Source organism: Streptomyces sp. PSU-S4-23 (genome assembly GCF_055632315.1).
Map to the genome: position 1 here is coordinate 2,617,238 of NZ_JBVMUU010000002.1, position 20,088 is coordinate 2,637,325.

At 68.8% G+C, this 20,088-nt stretch carries 11 protein-coding genes, 3 tRNA genes and 1 pseudogene; 9 read left to right on the forward strand and 6 right to left on the reverse strand.

What is annotated here, in order from left to right:
• Positions 1 to 38: 38 nt before the first annotated feature.
• A complete protein-coding gene (locus tag ACZ79I_RS12605; protein WP_471497003.1) occupies positions 39 to 1,493 on the reverse strand; it encodes a hypothetical protein in 1,455 nt (484 codons plus the stop codon).
• A gap of 731 nt (positions 1,494 to 2,224) precedes the next feature.
• Here ACZ79I_RS12605 and ACZ79I_RS12610 point away from each other — a divergent pair.
• The 4 genes and pseudogenes from ACZ79I_RS12610 to ACZ79I_RS12625 form a co-directional block, all read left to right on the forward strand.
• Positions 2,225 to 7,189 (forward strand): LamG-like jellyroll fold domain-containing protein, encoded by a 4,965-nt coding sequence (locus ACZ79I_RS12610; protein ID WP_471497005.1) that lies wholly within the window; start codon positions 2,225 to 2,227, stop codon positions 7,187 to 7,189.
• A 129-nt stretch (positions 7,190 to 7,318) separates the two neighbouring features.
• Positions 7,319 to 8,230: a L,D-transpeptidase family protein gene (locus ACZ79I_RS12615; protein ID WP_471497007.1), complete on the forward strand. Its 912-nt coding sequence runs from the start codon at positions 7,319 to 7,321 to the stop codon at positions 8,228 to 8,230.
• Between the two features lie 759 nt (positions 8,231 to 8,989).
• Positions 8,990 to 9,253: a type II toxin-antitoxin system VapB family antitoxin gene (locus ACZ79I_RS12620; protein ID WP_471497009.1), complete on the forward strand. Its 264-nt coding sequence runs from the start codon at positions 8,990 to 8,992 to the stop codon at positions 9,251 to 9,253.
• Positions 9,250 to 9,660 (forward strand): annotated as a pseudogene (locus ACZ79I_RS12625) (PIN domain-containing protein); the annotation flags it as partial. The gene ACZ79I_RS12620 and the pseudogene ACZ79I_RS12625, both read left to right, overlap by 4 nt.
• Positions 9,661 to 10,005: 345 nt before the next feature.
• Here ACZ79I_RS12625 and ACZ79I_RS12630 read toward each other — a convergent pair.
• The 3 genes from ACZ79I_RS12630 to ACZ79I_RS12640 all read right to left on the reverse strand — a co-directional run bounded on the left by ACZ79I_RS12630 (position 10,006) and on the right by ACZ79I_RS12640 (position 10,398).
• Positions 10,006 to 10,079, reverse strand: a tRNA-Ile gene (locus ACZ79I_RS12630).
• A 168-nt stretch (positions 10,080 to 10,247) separates the two neighbouring features.
• Positions 10,248 to 10,320, reverse strand: a tRNA-Asn gene (locus ACZ79I_RS12635).
• A 5-nt stretch (positions 10,321 to 10,325) separates the two neighbouring features.
• A tRNA-Asn gene (locus ACZ79I_RS12640) sits at positions 10,326 to 10,398 on the reverse strand.
• 164 nt (positions 10,399 to 10,562) lie between these two features.
• Between ACZ79I_RS12640 and ACZ79I_RS12645 the strand changes: the two genes are divergently transcribed.
• The 4 genes from ACZ79I_RS12645 (at position 10,563) to ACZ79I_RS12660 (ending at position 16,239) form a co-directional block, all read left to right on the forward strand.
• On the forward strand, positions 10,563 to 10,868 hold the full coding sequence (locus tag ACZ79I_RS12645; RefSeq protein WP_471497011.1) for a YtxH domain-containing protein: 306 nt from the start codon (positions 10,563 to 10,565) through the stop codon (positions 10,866 to 10,868).
• A 64-nt stretch (positions 10,869 to 10,932) separates the two neighbouring features.
• Positions 10,933 to 12,387, forward strand: coding sequence for an FGGY family carbohydrate kinase (locus ACZ79I_RS12650; protein ID WP_471497013.1), 1,455 nt, complete (start codon positions 10,933 to 10,935; stop codon positions 12,385 to 12,387).
• A 190-nt stretch (positions 12,388 to 12,577) separates the two neighbouring features.
• Positions 12,578 to 14,311: an ABC transporter ATP-binding protein gene (locus ACZ79I_RS12655; protein WP_471497015.1), complete on the forward strand. Its 1,734-nt coding sequence runs from the start codon at positions 12,578 to 12,580 to the stop codon at positions 14,309 to 14,311.
• A complete protein-coding gene (locus ACZ79I_RS12660) occupies positions 14,311 to 16,239 on the forward strand; it encodes an ABC transporter ATP-binding protein (RefSeq protein WP_471497017.1) in 1,929 nt (642 codons plus the stop codon). Before ACZ79I_RS12655 ends, ACZ79I_RS12660 begins: the two co-directional genes overlap by 1 nt.
• Positions 16,240 to 16,280: 41 nt before the next feature.
• Here the strand turns inward: ACZ79I_RS12660 and ACZ79I_RS12665 are convergent, their stop codons facing one another.
• Positions 16,281 to 17,594, reverse strand: coding sequence for an RNA polymerase sigma factor (locus ACZ79I_RS12665; RefSeq protein ID WP_471497019.1), 1,314 nt, complete (start codon positions 17,592 to 17,594; stop codon positions 16,281 to 16,283).
• Positions 17,595 to 17,757: 163 nt separating this feature from the next.
• On the opposite strand from ACZ79I_RS12665, the gene ACZ79I_RS12670 reads away from it, so the two are divergent.
• Complete coding sequence (locus tag ACZ79I_RS12670) at positions 17,758 to 18,099, forward strand: hypothetical protein (protein ID WP_471497021.1); 342 nt, start codon at positions 17,758 to 17,760, stop codon at positions 18,097 to 18,099.
• A gap of 18 nt (positions 18,100 to 18,117) precedes the next feature.
• Here ACZ79I_RS12670 and dnaG read toward each other — a convergent pair whose 3' ends face one another.
• Positions 18,118 to 20,025, reverse strand: coding sequence for a DNA primase (gene dnaG, locus ACZ79I_RS12675; protein ID WP_471497023.1), 1,908 nt, complete (start codon positions 20,023 to 20,025; stop codon positions 18,118 to 18,120).
• Between the last annotated feature and the right edge of the window lie 63 nt (positions 20,026 to 20,088).

Below are 20,088 nucleotides of genomic sequence, written 5' to 3' on the forward strand. Positions count from 1 at the left end.
GCCTCCTGCTGCTCGGTGATTCGACACCAACGAGCTGTTCAGGAGGCCCTGTCCGTATGCGCCAAGCGCCCCACGATCACCCAATCGGGACTCTCGTTCGACGCGCATCTCTCAAGATCGAAAAAACAACAGCTTCTTGAGCAGGACGCGCCGCTGGCGCAGTTCAGGTCGTACGGGACGTCGGGCCAGTTGGACGCGGTCGAGGCGGAAAGGCCCGAGGTCGCGCAGCCGCTGGAGGAGGTGGAGCAGCGCCCGTTGACGGTGAAGGTGACCTGGCCGGTCGGAGAGGTGGAGTACACCTTGCCGGCCCGCTGTCCGTACATGATCTTGTTGAGGTAGCCACCGCGGACGTACGAGGTGTTGGCAGTGGTGCCCAGGTCACGGGCGTAGTAGTTGGTCTCCTTGGTGTAGAAGTACGAGACCGTGTCCTGGTGGGCGTCCACGACGTAGTCGAGGTTCCAGCGGTAGGCCTGCTGGCACCAGGAGCTGGAGAACGTGGCGTTGTAGCAAGGCTGGCCGGAAGCGGTGGCGTAGACGGGCTCGGTCCACACCGAGTCGGTGGCCGTGTTCCCGCTGGCGTAGCCGGGCAGCTGGTTCTGACCGAAGTAGTACTGGGTGCCGTCGTCCGTGGTGACCACCCAGTATTCACCGTTCTGGGCTCCGTTGACGGCACCAGTCTTGTACTGCACCCGCTCGTTGCGATCGTCCTGAGGGTGCCAGGCACCGGTGGAATCGTCCTTGACCAGCGTCGTGGTCCTGCCGCCCAGCGACAGGGTGACCGTGTTGTTGCTGGACCAGCAGTTGTCCTGGGTCTTTGTCGCGCCTGACGGGTTCTGGTGACACGAAGGGTACGACCGCTCGACGAAGCCGGGACTGTACTCGAAGCCGTCGCCGATCCACGACGCCTGGTTGTTCGTGGAGGAGGTGAGACCGTCCTGGGACTGCGAGTTGTAGTTCAGGGCGATCTTCGGTTGCAACCCGCCCGGTACCTGCGGAACATCGATCGGATAGGACCAGTTGAAGGTGTCCGAACTACCGCCTGCCTGCCACGATGAGGACGGCTTCAGCGAAGTGGCGGTGAAGTCGCCGCCGCCTCCGCCGGTCGAGGAGGTCGCGGCCACCACCAGCTGGGTCGTCTGCGCTGTCGAGGCCATGGGCGACAGCAGCGCCCTCTGGGCGGACGAACCGGACGGGGCCTCAAGTGGCGGCGTGATCCGAGAAGTCACCAAGGTGCTCTTCGCCACGGTGAACGTCACGTTCGCCTTCAGCTTGTGGGCGGTGGAGTCGTTCACGGTCGCCAACGGCGTCTGGGTCCGGCAACGTGCCGCCTTCGGGGTGGTCAGGGCGCAATCCGGTAGCGCGACCAAGCGCAGGCGAGAGGCCCAGTCGGCGCCGAACCCAGCCTCGAACGCCTTGTAGTCGAGCGTGAGGGCGAAGCGACTTTCGGAATCGATGCCGTCGTTACGGCCCAGGTTCAGCAGAACGCCTTTCACCCCTGCCGCCTTGGCCGTGGCTTCAGGCAGTACGCGCACGCTGATGCTCGAAGGGACCCCCGCCGCTGCCGGCTTGGGGTTGCGTACAGCGTTCTTGGCCGGCGGCCTCGCCGGACCGATCCACACAGGGAGCGAGCCGGCGCGCTTCGCGGTCCCCGACGCCTTCATGGAGATGGCGGCTGTGCCTGACGGCCATGAGACCTGCGGGGGCCGATAGGCAGGCATGGGCTTGGGCCGGTGGTAGTGCGAGGTCACAGGGAAGACCGCTACCGGCCTGTCGTGCCGGGGTGTGGGCGCGTGACGCGGACTGGCCATAGCGGCTGGTGCCGATTGAAGCATCCCCGTGCACAGCGCCCCGGCGACAACGGCTCCGGTGAGCACGCGCCATGCTCTGATGCCGAGTCGCGATCGCCCCGACGCCACGCAACTGCCTCGGTGTCTGCCAGAAGCCACGGCGTCCCGCCCCCTCGGTGTCCCTGGATGGATCACTTGATCCGCCCCGGGACGCTACCCACGGCCCGACGCTCAGCGAACGGCCTTACCGAGTCCTGATCAGACTCTTACGACGCTTACATGACAATATTTGGCAGACAAGCAGGTGAAATCGCTTTCCCCGCCCCATCCAGCCCTCTGGCACAGACAGCCACGGCCTCCTAGCGTCGTGACGCACCGGATCACCGGTCACCGGACAGGGGGGAAACCACCACATGCGAAGGCACCACTCACCGGGCATGCCCAGAGCCGCCCGCCGACTCAGAGCCGCAGCCATCGGCGCCGCACTCGCCCTGGTCACCGCCGCGGTCAGTCAGAGCCCGGCCGAAGCCAACACCCCTGTAGCCGCCACCGGGGACACAGCCCACTACTCCTCCGGAACATCCGCCCCGGCCGCCAAGAGCACGCCCAAACGGTCTGATCTGCCCCGCCTGCCGGACGGATACGGCCCCACAACCGCTCAGCGGAAGACGATGGAGGCTGCGGCGGCAAAGGCCCGGCACACCGGGGAAACGGTCTCGGTCGGTTCGTTGACGACTCCGGTCCAGCAGGTGAGCGCCGACCCCAAGGGCGGATTCCAGTTGTCGGCGAACCCTGAGCCGGTACGGACCAAGCAGCACGGTGCCTGGGTACCCGTTGACATGACGCTGCATCACAACGGCGACGGCACCTGGTCTCCGGCCGCGACCGCCTACGGCACGGTGTCCTTCTCCGGTGGCGGCCATGCCCCGTTGATCACCACTCACTACGACGGCGTGAGCATGGCTGTCTCCTGGCCGGGCACGCTGCCCACACCCGTCGTCAACGGCGCAACCGCGACCTACCGGTCCGTAAAACCCTCGGTGGACCTGGTCGTCACCGCCACAGCCGCCGGTGGCTTCACTGACACGCTGGTCGTCAAGTCCGCGGCAGCCGCCCGGAATCCGGTGCTGGCCACACTGCGCCTCGGGACGAAATTCACCGGCGGCCGCCTCACGCGTGGCAACGCGGACAATCTCACCGTACGAGACACCCGTGGCCGAGACCTCATGGACGCGGCCGGCCCGCTGATGTGGGACTCCAACACCACCTTGCCCTCCCAGGCTCACGCCAGGACCGCACCGGCGGCGAACAAAGCCAAGGTCGCCGCAGACCCATCGGATGCCGCGCATCCCGGCCTGGCCGCACATCAGGCGCCGGTCGGCACGAAGGTGTCCGCTTCGGCCCTGTCGCTCATCCCGGACGCCCGGATGCTGACGGCCCATTCCACCGTATTCCCCGTCTACATCGACCCCACGTTCAACTGGCACCCCTACGACCCGGCCGCCCCGGCCTTCGACGAGGTCAAACAAGGCTGTCCCAACAAGTCCTTCTACAACCAGACGGGCTCGCTCGCGGACAGCGGGTACTTGGGGGTCGGCTACAACGGCTGGCAGGAGGGCTCCTGCTACACCGGCCGGGAGCACGCGATCTATCAGTGGAAACTGTCGTCCACGATCTGGGGCGCCCACATCAACACCGCCACCGTCAACGCCACCGAGATCTACTCCGCCGCCTGCTCCAGCTCCTACACCGTCAACCTGCACTGGTCCGGCGGCATAGGATCCGGCACCGACTGGAGCAACCGGCCCGGCTACAACAGCTACTCCACCTCCGCCAGCTACGCCCGCGCCTACAACGGGGTCTACTGTCCGTCCAACGGCTCGGTGACCCACGGCCTGAACGTGTACAACCCGATCTCCCGTAACGCGGCCGGACACGCCTCCACTTTCACCGCCACGCTCAGCGAGGACTCCGCCGAATCCAGCCACGACGACGGCGGATTCTCCCGGTTCTCGCACAACCCGAGCCTGGAGATCTTCTACAACCTCATTCCCTCCAGCCCCTCCAAATCGACCATGTCCGCGGTCTCCGGTGCGGACGACGCGGCCTGCGACACCACCTCCCCCTATCCGTACATGGGCAAGACCATCGCCAGCACCCCACCGGTACTGAAGGCCAAGGTCTCCGACCCGGACGGTGACAAACTGCAGGCCACGTTCCAATACTGGGTCAACGGCTCCTCCACCAAGTACACCGGGCTCAGCGGCGACAACCTGAGCAGCGGCTCCTACGCCGGCTACAGCCTGCCGTCCAGCTTCATCAGCTCACTGACCAGCGGCCAGATCGTCGACTGGCAGGTCAAGGTCACCGACGGCGAGGACACCACCTCCTACACCAACTCCCCGACCTGCCAGTTCACCGCCGAACCCACCGCTCCCGACACCCCGACCGTCACCTCGGAGAACAACCTCTACCCGGACACCGACAACGGCGGCAGCGCGGGCGCCTCGGCCGGCACGGCCGGCAAGTTCGACCTGGCGACCAGCGGAGGCGCCGGCGCCACGAAGTTCGTCTACAACGTGGACGTGCCCCCACCCACCAGCAACCCGCCCGCCTCCGAGGTCATCGCCGCGACGGGCAACGCCGCCACGGTGACGGCCACTCCCTACTCTCCCGGCCCGCACACACTGTGGGTGTACGCCGTGGACGCCGCAGGCGACGACTCCGGCACGTACGGATACCCGTTCCTGGCCACGGGCCACGCGAACACCACCTGTACCAGCCTCTCCGCCTGCTTCAACAACACCGCGATCAGCCCCGACTCCAACATCTCCCTGGGCTCGGCCGACGGCAATAACAGCTTCTCCGCCACCGACCTCTCAGCCGCCGGCTGGTCCAGCGGCGGCAAAGTCACCGTGGACGGAGCGAATTTCACCCTCCCCGCCTTCGGCTCCGGGCAGAAGGACAATCTGCTGGCCGCCAACCAGACCATCACCTACAGCGGCACCGGCAACGCGCTGGTCTTCCTGGCCACCTCCACCAATGCCAACCTCGCCGACCCCGGCGCCATCGCCGGTGACACCACCGCCCCCTACGTACCAGCCGGTGCCCCGGTGTCCGCCTCGTACTGCTTCTCCGGCACCGACCCGCTGGACGTCTGCCCCGCCACCGGCACCATCACCTACACCGACGGCACCAGCACCCCCTATGACCTGACCGTCCCGGACTGGATCTCGGGTCCCGCGTCGTTGGCGGCCGTGGCCCTGCCGCACTGGAACAAGCCGTCCGGGCAGGTCACCAATGCCGCCTACCAGCCGAAGATCTACCCCTTCGCGGTGCCGGTCGACCCCGCCAAGACCATCGCCTCGGTGACCCTGCCGGACGTCTCCCACCAGGTCGGCAACAGCACCCCGGCGCTGCACGTCTTCGGCATGGCCACCCGCAACACCACCGCAGGCACGCCGGAGACGAACGGCACCACTGCCGTGGCGCCGAGCGGTCAGTCCTGGACCGGCGCGTGGGCCAACGCGAATGAGGGCCAATTCAATTTCCAGGGGAGCAACTTCTCCAACCAGACGTTCCGCATCGCTCTGAAGCCCTCGATCTCCGGCAGCACCGTACGGATCAAGCTGGACAACGCCCTTGGCACCAGCAAGCTGTCCATCGGCCACGCCACCATCGCGACCGACTCCGGCTCCGGCGCCCCCTCCGCCGTACCCGCCGGTACCCCGACAACCCTGAAATTCGGCGGCAGCCAAACCGTCACCATCCCCGAAGGCGGCTCCGTCTACAGCGACCCGCTCCCCTTCCCGGTCGCCGCAGGCCAGTACCTGCTCGCCTCGTACCAGCTGACCAACTCCGTGCCGTACCTGGTCCAGCACTCCTACGCCAACAACGCCTTCCAATACCTCACGGCCACCGGCGCCGGTGACAAGACCACCGACACCACCGGCACCCCCTTCTCCGGCACCGGCACCTACTCCGGGTGGTACACCGACCTGGTCACCGACGTGGACGTCACCTCGGCCGGCACCCCCACTCAGGCGGTCCTCGGCGACGGACTCATCGACCCCTTCCAGCCCGGGACCACCCCCACCAACACCGCCGGCTACAGAGTCTCCGACACCCTCGCCGGCGCCGAACCCAGCACACCCAGCCCCTACGGCACCATCGCCGAGGGCATCGAATCCAACCAGCTCATGACCGACAACCCCGAGACCTACAACGGCAGCACCATCGGCGGCCCCTCCGCCCTCTCCCGCATCGACCGCGACATCCTCGACCAACCCGGCATCAGTGACGTCGTGATCTACGAAGGGTTGGAAGACCTCCTCAGCGGCAGTACCTCCGACGACGTGGAAGCCAACGGCTACACCGCACTCGTCCAGCAACTCCAAGGCTGGGGCATCGCCACCACCCTGACCTCCCTCACCCCCTGCGACGGCTTCACAGGCGACGGCGCCACCCCCAACGACCCCTGTACCAGCACGGTCGACTCCAACCGCACCGACGTCAACGGCTGGCTCAGCGGCATGTACCTCGGCAGCCCCTGGTCCACTCCGCCGGTCTACTACGCCGACTTCGACTCGGCCCTCGCCGTGCCCGACACGACGAACGGCGAGGAGAAGCTCGCCACCGCCGCCGACTCCAGCGACCACGTGAACATCACCAATGCCGGGTACGCCGCCGAGACCACCGCCGTCCTCTCCCCCCACGACACCTGGGCACTCGACGACGGCGACGGCTTCACCATTGCCAACGACACCGCCGCCACCGACACCCCCAACACGGTGACCGACACCACTGGCGTCGGCAGCAACACCCTGGCCCTCAATGGCACCACCGCCTGGACGAACGACTCCACCCGCGGCGAAACCCTCTCCTTCGACGGCACCACCGGCTACGCCGCCAGCAGCGGCCAAGTCCTGAACACCACCGGCAGCTACTCCGTCTCCGCCTGGGTGAAACTCTCCTCGCTGCCCACCCGCAACGCCACCGTCGCCTCCCAGGACGGCACCGAGAACAGCGCCTTCTACCTGCAGTACAACTACGCCCACACCGGCAGCCCGAGGTGGGCCCTCAACTTCGCCAATACCGACACAGCCAGTCCGGCCTTCACGGTCGCCAGCTCGACGGCGGCAGCCACCGCGAATACCTGGACCCACCTAGTGGGCACCTACAGCGCCGCCACGAAAACCGCCCAGCTCTACGTCAACGGCAGCCTTGCCGCGAGCGCCACAAACGTCACCACCTGGAGTTCCGCGAACGCTTTCGCGATCGGCCGAGCCATGTACAACGGCAGCAACAGTGACTTCTTCCCCGGGCTTATCAGCGGCGTCCAGGCGTGGAACTACGCACTCACCGCCAACCAAGTCACCGCCCTTTACCAGCAAATCCCCTGACCTGCTGTTGTGGGTGCTCCCGGCCGCCTGGCCGGGAGCACCCACAACAGCTGCACGCGTGTCTCCACGCGTGACGCATCACATCCACGACAGGTCTCCGTGACTGCCCATCCCTATTCAGGAGCGACCATGGCTTTCAACGGCGGTTCGGGACGGCACGCCCGGCCCAAACCTCCCCGCGCAGGCGGAAAGGCGGCTTCCTCGCTGGTGATAGCTGCAGGAGCAATCGCCTCCGGCGCATTCACGACCGTCACGGCACAAGCTGCGATGACGGCCTCTTCCGCCTATACCGTCGAGCCGGGCGACAGCCTGTCGGGCATCGCCGTCAAAGAAAACGTCCCCGGCGGTTGGAGTGCCCTCGCCTCGGCCAATCACATCGCCTCGCCGTACATCATCCACCCCGGCGAAACACTCGTCCTGCCCGTCGGCTCGACCACCTCGCCCTTCCCCGTGCCCGTCACCGCAGGGACCTCCAGACAGGTCATCACTGTTCAGGCGAACGGGAGCCACGCCACCGTTACCGTCTGGCAGAAGACCGCCTCGACCTGGGCCAAGAAATACACCACCACTTCAGCCAGAATCGGCGCCCATGGCATCACCAACGGCACCACCCGCAAACAAGGAACCGGCACTACCCCCACCGGCACCTACACCATCACCCAAGGCTTCGGCGTCGCCGCCAACCCCGGCACGAAGGTGCCTTACCACCACGTCACGTCCCAGGACTGGTGGGTAGAAGACCCCGACTCCGCCTACTACAACCAGATGCGCCAGGCCTCCCAAGGCGGATTCCCCCTCACCGAATCCGGGGACCACGGCAGCGAACACCTCATCAACTACCCCACGCAGTACCACAACGCCCTGGTCATCAACTACAACATGCACCCCGCCGTCAAAGGCCGCGGCGCCGGCATCTTCCTGCACGACCTCGGCCCCCAAGCCGGACCCACCGCAGGCTGCGTCGCCGTTCCCCAGACCGTCCTCACTCAGATACTGCGCTGGATCGACCCGGCCCAGCACCCCGTCATCGCGATCGGCTGAACACCATCACCGCCCCTGGCCGTCCATGCCAGGGGCGGCCGATACCCGGTCACCGCCGCGGTGCCCCATCAAGTTCGAAGACCTGTTATGGCGCTCGGGCTCCTCATGGGAACTGCGCTCACTGATTTCCCATGACGTGGCATTTGCTACAGCTGTAGGCGGGCCTGCTGCATGCGGAGGCAGCGCGCACCCCATCTGGAAACGCTCCGGACACACCGACAAGGGCCGCGACGGCTGCCTCGCCCCCATACCCTGGTCCGGGTACACCGCCCCCTTCGGCTTCAGCCCCTCCGACGCCACTACTGCACCTTGGCTGCCGCCGCCCGCCAACTGGAGCGAGCACAGCGGGGAGGCACAGACGGGCGACGAGACACCGATGCTGGAGCCGTACCGCACGGTCCTGCACATCCGACGCAGGCACCCGGCCCTCGGCGACGGCACCATGACCTGGCTCGACACTCCGCGCCGGGAGTCCTCGCCTTCCACCGCGACCCCGGTCTCGTGTGTGTCGTCAACCTCTCGACCGAGACATTCCAGCTGCCCGACCACACCACGATCCTGCTGGCCAACGGTCCCGGCTCAAGAAAAGCCCTCCATCTGGAGCACTTCGTCGATTCGCCAGAGTACGTCCTTGTCCACTCCCCGCCGGTCGCCCAGGCCCTGGCCCACACAGCTTCGCGACCGCCACCAAACAGAAGATATAAAAGATCTTATATCTTGATATACTTTGCCTGATACACCCACGCGGATGAGGTCACCATGAGCCGGACGGTCATCGATCTCGACGACGACGCACTGGAAGCAGCTGCCAGAGAACTCGGCACCACCACCAAACGCGACACCATCAACACGGCACTGCGGGAAGTCACGGCCCGCTACCGGCGCCTGCGGGCGCTCGACGAAGCCCGCGAACTGGTGGCCGAAGGCGCTCTGGACATCGACCTGCTGATGAACAAGCATGCATACCGCCCCACGAGCGCGGACGCGGCACACGATGACCGCGGCACCGGGGCGCACGAGTGACCGTCGCCGACTACCTGATCGACACCTCCGCCCTCGCCCGCGTCCTGCTCCGCCAGAACACGGCCGAATGGGACGACAGGATCGCCGCCGGCCTCGTCGCGATCTGCGACCTCACCGAACTGGAAGTCCTCCACTCGGCCCGTTCCGCCACGGACCGCGCCCGCTTGAAGTCGGCACTCGACGCCCACTACGCCTGGTGCCCCATGCCTGACGGCGTCTACCGCCGCTCCCGCGTCATCCAGGAACAGCTGACCGCCAAGGGAGAACACCGCAGCGCGGGCCCCGTGGACCTCCTGATGGCCGCCGCCGCGGAAGAAGCGGGACTCACCCTGCTCCACTACGACCGCGACTTCAAAACCATCGCCCGCACGACAGGGCAGCCGGTCCGCACGATCGACCTCAGACAGTGGAGCTCGCGCGGTGCCGACGGGCACCGAGCTTCCGACCGACCCGGCCGCCCGGCGGTCAGTCCGCGGTGACCTGGGCCGCCTCCCGCCCCCCGGGTCACCGGGCACCACTTCCGGATCCTCGCGTCCAGCCAGCGTCCAGAATTCGACGTCCAGACGCTCGCGCAGCCCACCCACGACGCCATCCTCCAGCCGCAGGCCGATACGTCTGCGCAGGTCAAAGCGATCCAACGCACACTGACGGCCACCGAGTTGAACTCACGAGCAGCGGATTCAGCCCCGGAGCCCAAAGTCCTGAATCCGCACGCCAGATGAGACGTTTCCGCAGGTCACAGGGGTGCACAGTGGGGCGGGTGGGACTCGAACCCACGGCCGACGGATTATGAGTCCGCTGCTCTAACCGGCTGAGCTACCGCCCCGTTACGGCGCGTCGCGCACATTTGTGCGCGCCGTCTGCCGCAGCATAGCCGCTCATACGATCTCCTGCTTCGCGTGGTCGGCTTCGCACGACCTTGAGGACTTCGTCCTGGGCGCGGGCGGTTCCTGCGGACATGAAAAAGGACCCCGGTGGGGTCCTCTTCAGCGTGCTCCCCCGACTGGACTCGAACCAGTAACCTGCCGGTTAACAGCCGGCTGCTCTGCCAATTGAGCTACGGAGGACCGAGCTCCCCCGACTGGACTCGAACCAGTAACCTGCCGGTTAACAGCCGGCTGCTCTGCCAATTGAGCTACGGAGGAACGCCTCGTTGCATCGAACGTACCTACCTGGGTATCCGCCAGGGGGCGCACGCTCGCTGCGACACATACATTAGCGCAAGCAGGGGGGTGCTCCGCCAATCGGTTCGCCCCGCGACCGATGCCCACGCAAGGGACGATGCAGACGCAAGGGAAGGGTGGCCGCCATGCGCTATCGGCTCACGTTCGTCGCCGGGCTGCTTCTGGGCTATGTGCTGGGCACACGGGCCGGACGCGAGCGGTATGAGCAGATGAAGAAGTCGGCCCGCCAGTTCGCCGAGAACCCCGCGGTGCGCAACACGGCCGAGTCGGCCGCCCAGCAGGGACGCGAGTACGCGGGCCGGGCCTTCCACGCGGTGAGCACCAAGGTCGGCGACCGCATGCCCGACTCGGTCGCCGTCCGTGTGCGCTCGCTGCGGGAGCGGAACACGAACGGCAGCGGCGAGGACGACTGGGGCACCAGCAACACCTGACCCCGCCCCCGGTGGCCCACCCGCGGCGGCACGGCCACCGCCCTCCGTGCGGCAGAATTCCGCCATGGGGATAGTCGCCGGGTTGGACAGTTCGCCCGATTTCACTCGTATCGTCGTCTGTGACACGGACACGGGGGCCGTGCTCAGGCAGGGGTATGCACCGCATCCGGTGGAGGGCCCCGAGGGGGGCGGCCGCCCCTCCGACGTCGATCCGCAGGCATGGCTGCTGTCCCTGGGGGAGGCGGCCGGCGGCGGTCTCCTGGAGGGCGTGCAGGCCATCGGGGTCTCGGCGCAGCAGAACGCGCTGATCCCGCTCGACACCCAGGGCGCCACCGTGCGGCCCGCGCTGGTGGGCGGCGACAAGCGGGCGCAGGTCGCGGCGGCCGACCTCATCGACGCGCTCGGCGGCCGGCAGGCGTGGGCCGAGGCCGTCGGCTGCGTACCGCAGGCCGCGCTGCCCGTGACCAAGCTGCGCTGGCTCGCCAGGGCCGAGCCCGACAACGCGCTGCGCACCGCCGCGCTCATGCAGGCCCACGACTGGATCGTGTGGCAGCTGCTCGGGCGGCCCGTGCGACGCACCACCGATCGCGGCGGCGCCTCGGCGACCGGGTACTGGTCGGCGGCGGCCGGCATGTACCGCGGCGACCTCGTCGAGCTGGCGCTGGGCCACCAGGTCGTGGTGCCCGAGGTGCTCGGCCCGTCCGAGGCGGCGGGGACGACGCCGGAGGGGCTGCTGATCTCCGCGGGCACCGGCGAGACCATGGCCGCCGCCCTGGGCCTGGGCATCGGGCTGGGCGACGCGGTCGTCTCGCTCGGTGCCTCCGGGTCCGTGATGGCCGTGCACCCCGAGGCGCTCGTCGACTCCACCGGAATGATCACCTCACTCGCGGACGCGACGGGGCTGCACCTGCCGGTGGTGACGACCCTCAACGCGGTGCGCACCCTGCGCGGCGCCGCCGAACTGCTCGGCGTGCCCGACCTGGAGTCCCTCTCCGATCTGGCCATGAAGTCGACGCCCGGCTCCCACGGGCTCGTCATGCTGCCGTACCTGGAGGGCGAGCGGACTCCGAACCTGCCGCACACCGCGGGCACCCTGGCCGGGCTGCGGCGCGAGTCGATGAAGCCCGAGCACCTGGCGCGGGCGGCGTTCGAGGGCATGCTGTGCGGGCTCGCGGACGCCCTGGACGTGCTGCGCGGACGCGGGGTCGAGGTACGGCGGATCTTTCTGCTCGGCGCCGCCGCGGAGCTGCCGGCCGTGCAGTCGGCGGCGCCCGCGCTGTTCGGCGCGCAGGTGATGGTCCCGCAGCCCGCCGACTACGCGGCGATCGGCGCGGCCCGGCAGGCGGCCTGGTCGCTCGGGGTCTCCCGGGGCACCCTCGACCCGCGCACCCCTCCCGCCTGGCAGGGCGCGGCCGCGCAGGTCCTGGAGCCGGGCGAGGAGCTGGCGGTGGGCCAGGCCGTGCGCCAGCAGTACGTGTCGGTGCGCGAGCAGACGCATCCGGGGGCGTTCAGGTCCTAGGACGCCCCGGTGTCCGCCGTAACGCCCCGGTGTCCGCCGTCCCGGTGGGCCTACGTCGCGAGGCTGAATCCGCATCGGCACTTGGTCCGTCAACGGCTTAATCACTTGAGGTAACGCGGGTGGAGTGTCCGACGATAGGGGCTGGTGCACCACCGACCGCCCTGCCGTCGACGACTCCGAGAGATCCCGCGTGCTCATACGACTTCTGAGGGCCCATCTGGGCCCGTACACGAAACCCGTCGCGCTGCTGGTGCTGCTGCAGTTCCTGCAGACGTGCGCCACGCTCTATCTGCCCACCCTCAACGCGCACATCATCGACAACGGTGTCGTGAAGGGGGACACGGGCTACATCCTGACCTTCGGCGGCCTCATGATCGGGGTCTCGCTGGGCCAGGTCGTGTGCAACATGGGCGCGGTCTACTTCGGCGCCCGTACGGCCTCGGCCGTCGGGCGGGACCTGCGGGCGGCGGTCTTCGACCGGGTGCAGTCCTTCTCCTCGCGTGAGATGGGTCACTTCGGGGCGCCGTCGCTGATCACCCGCACCACGAACGACGTGCAGCAGATCCAGATGCTCACCCTGATGACGTTCACCCTGATGGTGTCGGCGCCGATCATGTGCGTGGGCGGCATCGTCATGGCGCTCGGCCTGGACGTGCCGCTGTCCGGCGTCCTGGTCGCGGTCGTGCCCGTGCTCGGCATCAGCGTGACGCTGATCGTGCGCCGGCTGCGCCCGCTGTTCCGCACCATGCAGGTCCGGCTCGACACGGTCAACCGGGTGCTGCGCGAGCAGATCTCCGGCAACCGTGTCATCCGCGCCTTCGTGCGGGACGACTACGAGAAGGGCCGGTTCCGGGACGCGAACACCGAGCTGACGGAGGTGTCCCTCGGCACCGGCCGCACCCTGGCGCTGATGTTCCCCCTGGTGATGACCGTGGTGAACCTGTCGTCGATCGCCGTGGTCTGGTTCGGCGCGCACCGCATCGACAGCGGCGGCATGCAGATCGGCGACCTGACCGCGTTCCTCGCCTACCTCATGCAGATCGTGATGTCCGTGATGATGGCCACCTTCATGTTCATGATGGTGCCGCGCGCGGAGGTGTGCGCCGAGCGCATCCAGGAGGTGCTCGACACCGAGTCGAGCGTCGTGCCGCCCACCGCGCCCGTCGTCGAGCTGCGGCGCCACGGCCACCTGGAGGTCCGGGGTGCCGGGTTCCGCTACCCGGGTGCCGAGGAGCCGGTGCTCAAGGCCATCGACCTGGTGGCGCGGCCGGGCGAGACCACGGCCGTCATCGGGTCGACCGGCAGCGGCAAGTCGACGCTGCTCGGGCTGATCCCGCGGCTCTTCGACGTCACGGAGGGCGAGGTGCTCGTGGACGGCGTGCCCGTCCACGAGATCGAGCCGAAGCTGCTGGCGAGGACGGTCGGGCTGGTCCCGCAGAAGCCGTACCTGTTCGCGGGCACGGTCGCCACCAACCTGCGCTACGGCAATCCGGACGCCACGGACGAGGAACTGTGGCACGCGCTGGAGGTGGCGCAGGCAAGGGAGTTCGTCGAGGCGCTGGAGAACGGGCTCGACTCCCCCATCGCCCAGGGCGGCACCAATGTCTCCGGCGGCCAGCGGCAGCGGCTCGCCATCGCGCGCACGCTGGTGCAGCGCCCGGAGATCTACCTCTTCGACGACTCCTTCTCCGCGCTCGACTACGCCACGGACGCGGCCCTGCGCGCGGCGCTCGCACGGGAGACCGCCGAGGCGACGGTGGTGATCGTCGCGCAGCGCGTGGCGACCATCCGGGACGCCGACCGGATCGTGGTCCTGGACGAGGGCCGTGTCGTCGGCACCGGGCGCCACCGCGACCTGATGGCGGACAACGAGACCTACCGGGAGATCGTCCTCTCCCAGCTCACGGAAGCGGAGGCTGCCTGATGGCCGGGCCCATGGGACGCATGATGGCCGGCGGCGGCCCCGACCAGCGGTCGATGGACTTCAAGGGGTCCGGGAAACGGCTCCTGGCGCAGTTCGGGCCCGAACGCGCCACGATGACGGGGATGCTGGCCTGCGGTGTGCTGAGCGTCGGCCTGTCGGTGGCCGGGCCCAAGATCCTCGGCAGGGCGACCGACCTGGTCTTCGCGGGGATCGTCGGCCGCCGGATGCCGTCGGGGGTGAGCAAGGAGCAGGTCCTTCAGTCCATGCGCGAGCGTGGCGAGGGGGGCGTCGCCGACATGCTCTCCGGTACGGACTTCACCCCGGGCAAGGGCATCGACTTCGGTGCCGTCGGCAACGTCCTGCTGTTCGCGCTGGCCACGTTCCTGGTGGCGGGCCTGCTGATGGCGGTGGCCACCCGGCTGTCCAACCGGGCCATCAACAAGACCGTCTACCGCATGCGGGAGGACGTTCAGGCCAAGCTGTCGCGGCTCCCGCTGTCGTACTTCGACAAGCGGCAGCGCGGCGAGGTGCTCAGCCGCGCGACCAACGACATCGACAACATCGGCCAGACGCTGCAGCAGTCGATGGGCCAGCTCATCAACTCGCTGCTGACGATCGTGGGCGTGCTGGCCATGATGTTCTGGGTGTCGTGGCTGCTGGCGCTGGTCGCGCTGGTGACCGTGCCGCTGTCCTTCGTCGTGGCGACCCGTGTGGGCAAGCGCTCGCAGCCGCAGTTCGTGCAGCAGTGGCGCACCACCGGCAAGCTCAACGCGCACATCGAGGAGATGTACACCGGGCACACGCTGGTGAAGGTGTTCGGGCGGCAGGGGGAGTCCGCGAAGCAGTTCGCCGAGCAGAACGAGGCGCTGTACGAGGCCGGGTTCCGGGCGCAGTTCAACAGCGGGGTCATGCAGCCGCTGATGATGTTCGTGTCGAACCTGAACTATGTGCTCGTCGCGGTCGTCGGCGGTCTGCGGGTGGCGTCCGGCACGCTGTCCATCGGTGACGTGCAGGCGTTCATCCAGTACTCGCGCCAGTTCTCGATGCCGCTGACGCAGGTCGCGTCGATGGCCAACCTGGTGCAGTCGGCCGTCGCCTCGGCGGAGCGCGTCTTCGACCTGATCGACGCGGAGGAGCAGGAGGCGGACCCCGAGCCGGGGCTGCGGCCGGACGAACTGCGCGGCCGGGTCGCGCTGGAGAACGTGTCGTTCCGCTACGACCCGGACAAGCCGCTCATCGAGAACCTGTCGCTGAAGGTGGAGCCGGGCCACACGGTCGCGATCGTCGGCCCGACGGGAGCGGGCAAGACCACGCTCGTGAACCTGCTGATGCGGTTCTACGAGGTCACCGGCGGGCGGATCACGCTCGACGGGGTCGATGTCGCGAAGATGTCCCGGGACGAGCTGCGGGCCGCGATAGGGATGGTGCTCCAGGACACCTGGCTGTTCGGGGGCACGATCGCGGAGAACATCGCGTACGGGGCCGCGCGGAAGGTGACGCGCGGGGAGATCGAGGAGGCCGCGCGCGCGGCACACGCGGACCGGTTCATCCGTACGCTGCCGGACGGCTACGACACCGTGATCGACGACGAGGGCACCGGGGTGAGCGCGGGTGAGAAGCAGCTCATCACGATCGCCCGGGCGTTCCTGTCCGACCCGGTGATCCTGGTCCTCGACGAGGCGACGAGTTCGGTCGACACCCGTACCGAGGTGCTGATCCAGAAGGCGATGGCCAAGCTCGCGCACGGGCGGACGTCGTTCGTCATCGCCCACCGGCTGTCGACGATCCGCGACGCGGACACGATCCTGGTGATGGAGAACGGCGCCATCGTCGAGCAGGGCGCGCACACCGAACTGCTGGCGGCCGACGGGGCGTACGCCCGGCTCTACAAGGCGCAGTTCGCGCAGGCCGTGGCCGAGGTCGACTGATCGGATGGGGGCCGCTCCCGCGGGCGGTGGGCGGCCCCCTGTCAGTCGAGGTATCCCCTGAGCTGGTCGGCGAACGCGTGGTCCCTCAGCTTGTTCAGGGTCTTCGACTCGATCTGCCGGATCCGCTCGCGGGTCACACCGAAGATGCGGCCTATCTCCTCCAGCGTGCGGGGACGGCCGTCGACCAGGCCGTAGCGCAGCTGTACGACCTTCCTCTCCCGTTCCCCGAGGGTGGACAGGACCGCCTCCAGATGCTCCTTGAGCAGCAGGAAGGCGGCGGACTCGACGGGGCTCGTGGCGTCGCCGTCCTCGATGAGGTCGCCGAGGGCCACGTCCTCCTCCTCGCCGACGGGCGCGTGCAGCGAGACGGGCTCCTGGGCCAGCCGCAGCACCTCGCTGACCCGCTCGCTGGGCAGGTCCAGGTAGGCGGCGACCTCTTCCGGCGTCGGTTCACAGCCGCGTTCCTGCAGCATGCGGCGCTGGACGCGGACGACGCGGTTGATGAGCTCGACGACATGGACCGGGACGCGGATGGTGCGGGCCTGGTCGGCCAGGGCACGGGACATGGCCTGGCGGATCCACCAGGTCGCGTACGTCGAGAACTTGTAGCCGCGCGCGTAGTCGAACTTCTCGACGGCCCTGATCAGGCCCAGGTTTCCCTCCTGGACGAGATCGAGCATGGTCAGGCCGCGGCCGACGTAGCGCTTGGCGACGGAGACGACGAGCCGCAGGTTCGCCTCGATCAGCCGCCGTTTGGCCATCCGGCCCATGACCACCAGCCGGTCGAGGTCGAGCGCGAGCTCGGTGTCCAGATCGGGGGTGTTGCCGAGCTTCGCCTCCGCGAACAGGCCGGCCTCGACGCGGCGGGCGAGTTCGACCTCCTCGGCGGCCGTCAGCAGGGGGATGCGGCCTATCTCGCGCAGGTACTGGCGGAACAGGTCCGAGGAGGGACCGCCGGTGTCGATGCGGGCGCGCAGCGGTTCGACGGGCTCGGGCGCCTCGCCGGCCTCGACGGTCTCCATCTCGCCGGCCGGCGGCTCGACCGGTTCGGCGGCGCCCTGCGGTTCCGCGCCCGCCTCCGGGTGGTGCGCGAGCCGGCCCTGCGGTGGCATCGCCGTCAGGACGGCGGGCTCCGTGTCGGGCTCGCCGCTCGCGGTCTCGGTCTGGGTCTGGGTGAGGGTCTGGGTCTGCACGGGGGCGACCTCCAGGAGTGTCGCTGCTGAGGCATGCGGCAGCGGTACGTCGGGGATGGCGCCGGCGGTCCGCCCGCCGGCCATCCCGTAGTCATTGAGCGGAACCGCGGGGGTGTCGGACCCGCCGTCGGCGGTCCGGCCGCGCTCCGAGGACTCAGGCACCGCACCCCAGTGTGGGGTACGACACATCGCCGCCACGAGGGGCGTGCGGCCACTTTTTGGGTCCGTTCCGTGACCGGGCGGTTACTCAGCTCGTTTGACCATCGGACCGGCCACCGGGGACATCGCGAACATGAGGAAGGACCGATCGGGCAAGATGGGGAACATGAGCGAGAACGACGAGCTGCGGCGGCGCATCGAGGCGCTGGAGGCTCAGGTGAGCCGGCTCGAAGCGCAGCACACCACGACGCAGAACCTGGCCGTGGGCTCCGATCGCGATGTGGCCGCGTTGCAGGTACAGCGGCGCGCCGACATGCAGGTGATCCGGGCGCTGCGAGACACGCAGCTGGAGCACGGCAAGACGCTGGACTCACATACCAAGACCCTGGCCGAGCACGGCAAGCTGCTCGGTGCCCTGGTGTCCGGTCAGGTAGCGATGATGGAGCAGCTCCAGGCGATCACCAACCACTTGGGGATCACGCCGCCCGAAACGCCCCCGGAGGCGTAGCCGCACGAGCGGCGGCTCTCACAGCGCCGCCGCCCCTCGTTCCCGCAACGCCTGGTCGTACTGCTGCAGCACCCACAGCTCGTTCTGCACCGCGGAGACGTGGGCCGGGTCGGCGTGGGAGCCAAGGCGGGTCAGGGTGCTCTGGATGTCGCGGACGCGGCGTTCCACCGCGCGGCGGCGGACCGTGACCAGCTGGGCGCCCGCGTAGGTCTCGTCCACCTCCTTGCGGAGCATGATCGCTTCGACCGCCAGCTCCGTGACCATGGCGCGGACCGTGTCGTCGGGGGCCGTCTCGCGGACCCGGATCAGGTACTCCTGCGGGTCCTGGGCGCCGTACTCCGCGCCGCCCGCGTCCATGATCGCCTGACGGACCGCGGCGTACGGCGCCGCGGTGAACTCGTCGACCCCGTACGCGTCGAACGCCGGGGTGACCAACTCCGGCCGCTGAAGGGCCAGTTTGAGCAGCTCCCGCTCGGTCGCATAGACCGGGTTGCGCAGGTTGAGCGCCGGGCCGGAGACGGCCGGACGGGCGGCCGCCGGATACGACTGCGGGGGGCGCTGCCCGGCCGGCGCCGGGCCCCTGCCGCCGCGGTCGCGGGCCCAACGGGCCAGCTGCGCCACCCGTTTGACCACGAACTGTGTGTCGAGGATGCCGAGCATGCCCGCCAGCTGGACCGCGACCTCGTGCTGGGCGCCGCTGTTCTTGATGCGGGCGACGACCGGGGCCGCCTCGTCCAGCGCGGCGGCGCGGCCCGCCGGGGTCTCCAGGTCGTAGCGGCCGACTATCTGGCGCAGCGCGAACTCGAAGAGGGGCGTGCGGGGTTCGACCAGGTCGGCGACCGCCTCGTCGCCCTTGGCCAGCCGCAGCTCGCAGGGGTCCATGCCGTCCGGCGCGATCGCGATGTACGTCTCGGCCGCGAACTTCTGGTCGTCCTCGAAGGCACGCAGGGCCGCCTTCTGGCCCGCCGCGTCCCCGTCGAAGGTGAAGATCACCCGCGCCGATCCGTTGTCCATCAGCAGCCGCCGCAGGATCTTGATGTGCTCGCCGCCGAAGGCCGTGCCGCAGGTCGCGATGGCGGTGGTGACCCCCGCGAGATGGCAGGCCATGACGTCGGTGTAGCCCTCGACCACCACGGCGCGGCTCGCCTTGGCGATCTCCTTCTTCGCCAGGTCGATGCCGTACAGGACCTGCGACTTCCGGTAGATCGCGGTGTCGGGGGTGTTCAGGTACTTGGGGCCGGTGTCCGCCTCGTACAGCTTGCGCGCGCCGAAGCCGACGACGTCGCCCCCGATGTCGCGGATCGGCCACATCAGCCGGCCCCGGAAACGGTCGATGGGCCCGCGGCGGCCCTCCTGGGACAGGCCGGACAGCAGCAGCTCCTTGTCGGAGAAGCCCTTGCCGCGGAGGTAGCGGGTGAGGTGGTCCCAGCCCTGGGGGCTGTAGCCGACGCCGAAGTGGAGCGCGGCGGCCTGGTCGAAGCCGCGCTCGGCCAGGAACGTCCGTCCCGTGCCCGCCTCGGGGCTGGTGCCGAGCTGCTCCGCGTACCACTGCGCGGCGAGTGTGTGGGCCTCCACCAGGCGGATGCGCTCGCCCCGCTGGTGGGTGGGGTTGTACCCGCCCTCCTCGTAGCGCAGCGTGATCCCGGCGCGGGCGGCGAGACGCTCGACCGCCTCCGAGAAGGAGAGGTGGTCGACCTTCATCACGAAGGTGATGGTGTCGCCGCCCTCCTGGCAGCCGAAGCAGTGGAACAGGCCCTTGGCCGGGCTGACCTGGAAGGACGGGGACTTCTCGTCGTGGAACGGGCACAGGCCCTTCAGATTGCCGCCGCCCGCGTTGCGCAGCTGGAGGTACTCGGACACGACGGAGTCGATCGGGACCGCGTCCCGTACCGCCTTCACGTCCTCGTCGTTGATCCGTCCTGCCACGCGTGAATTCTACGGTGGCGCACCGACACCCCCGCGCCCGAAGGGGCGCGGGGGCCGTGGCGC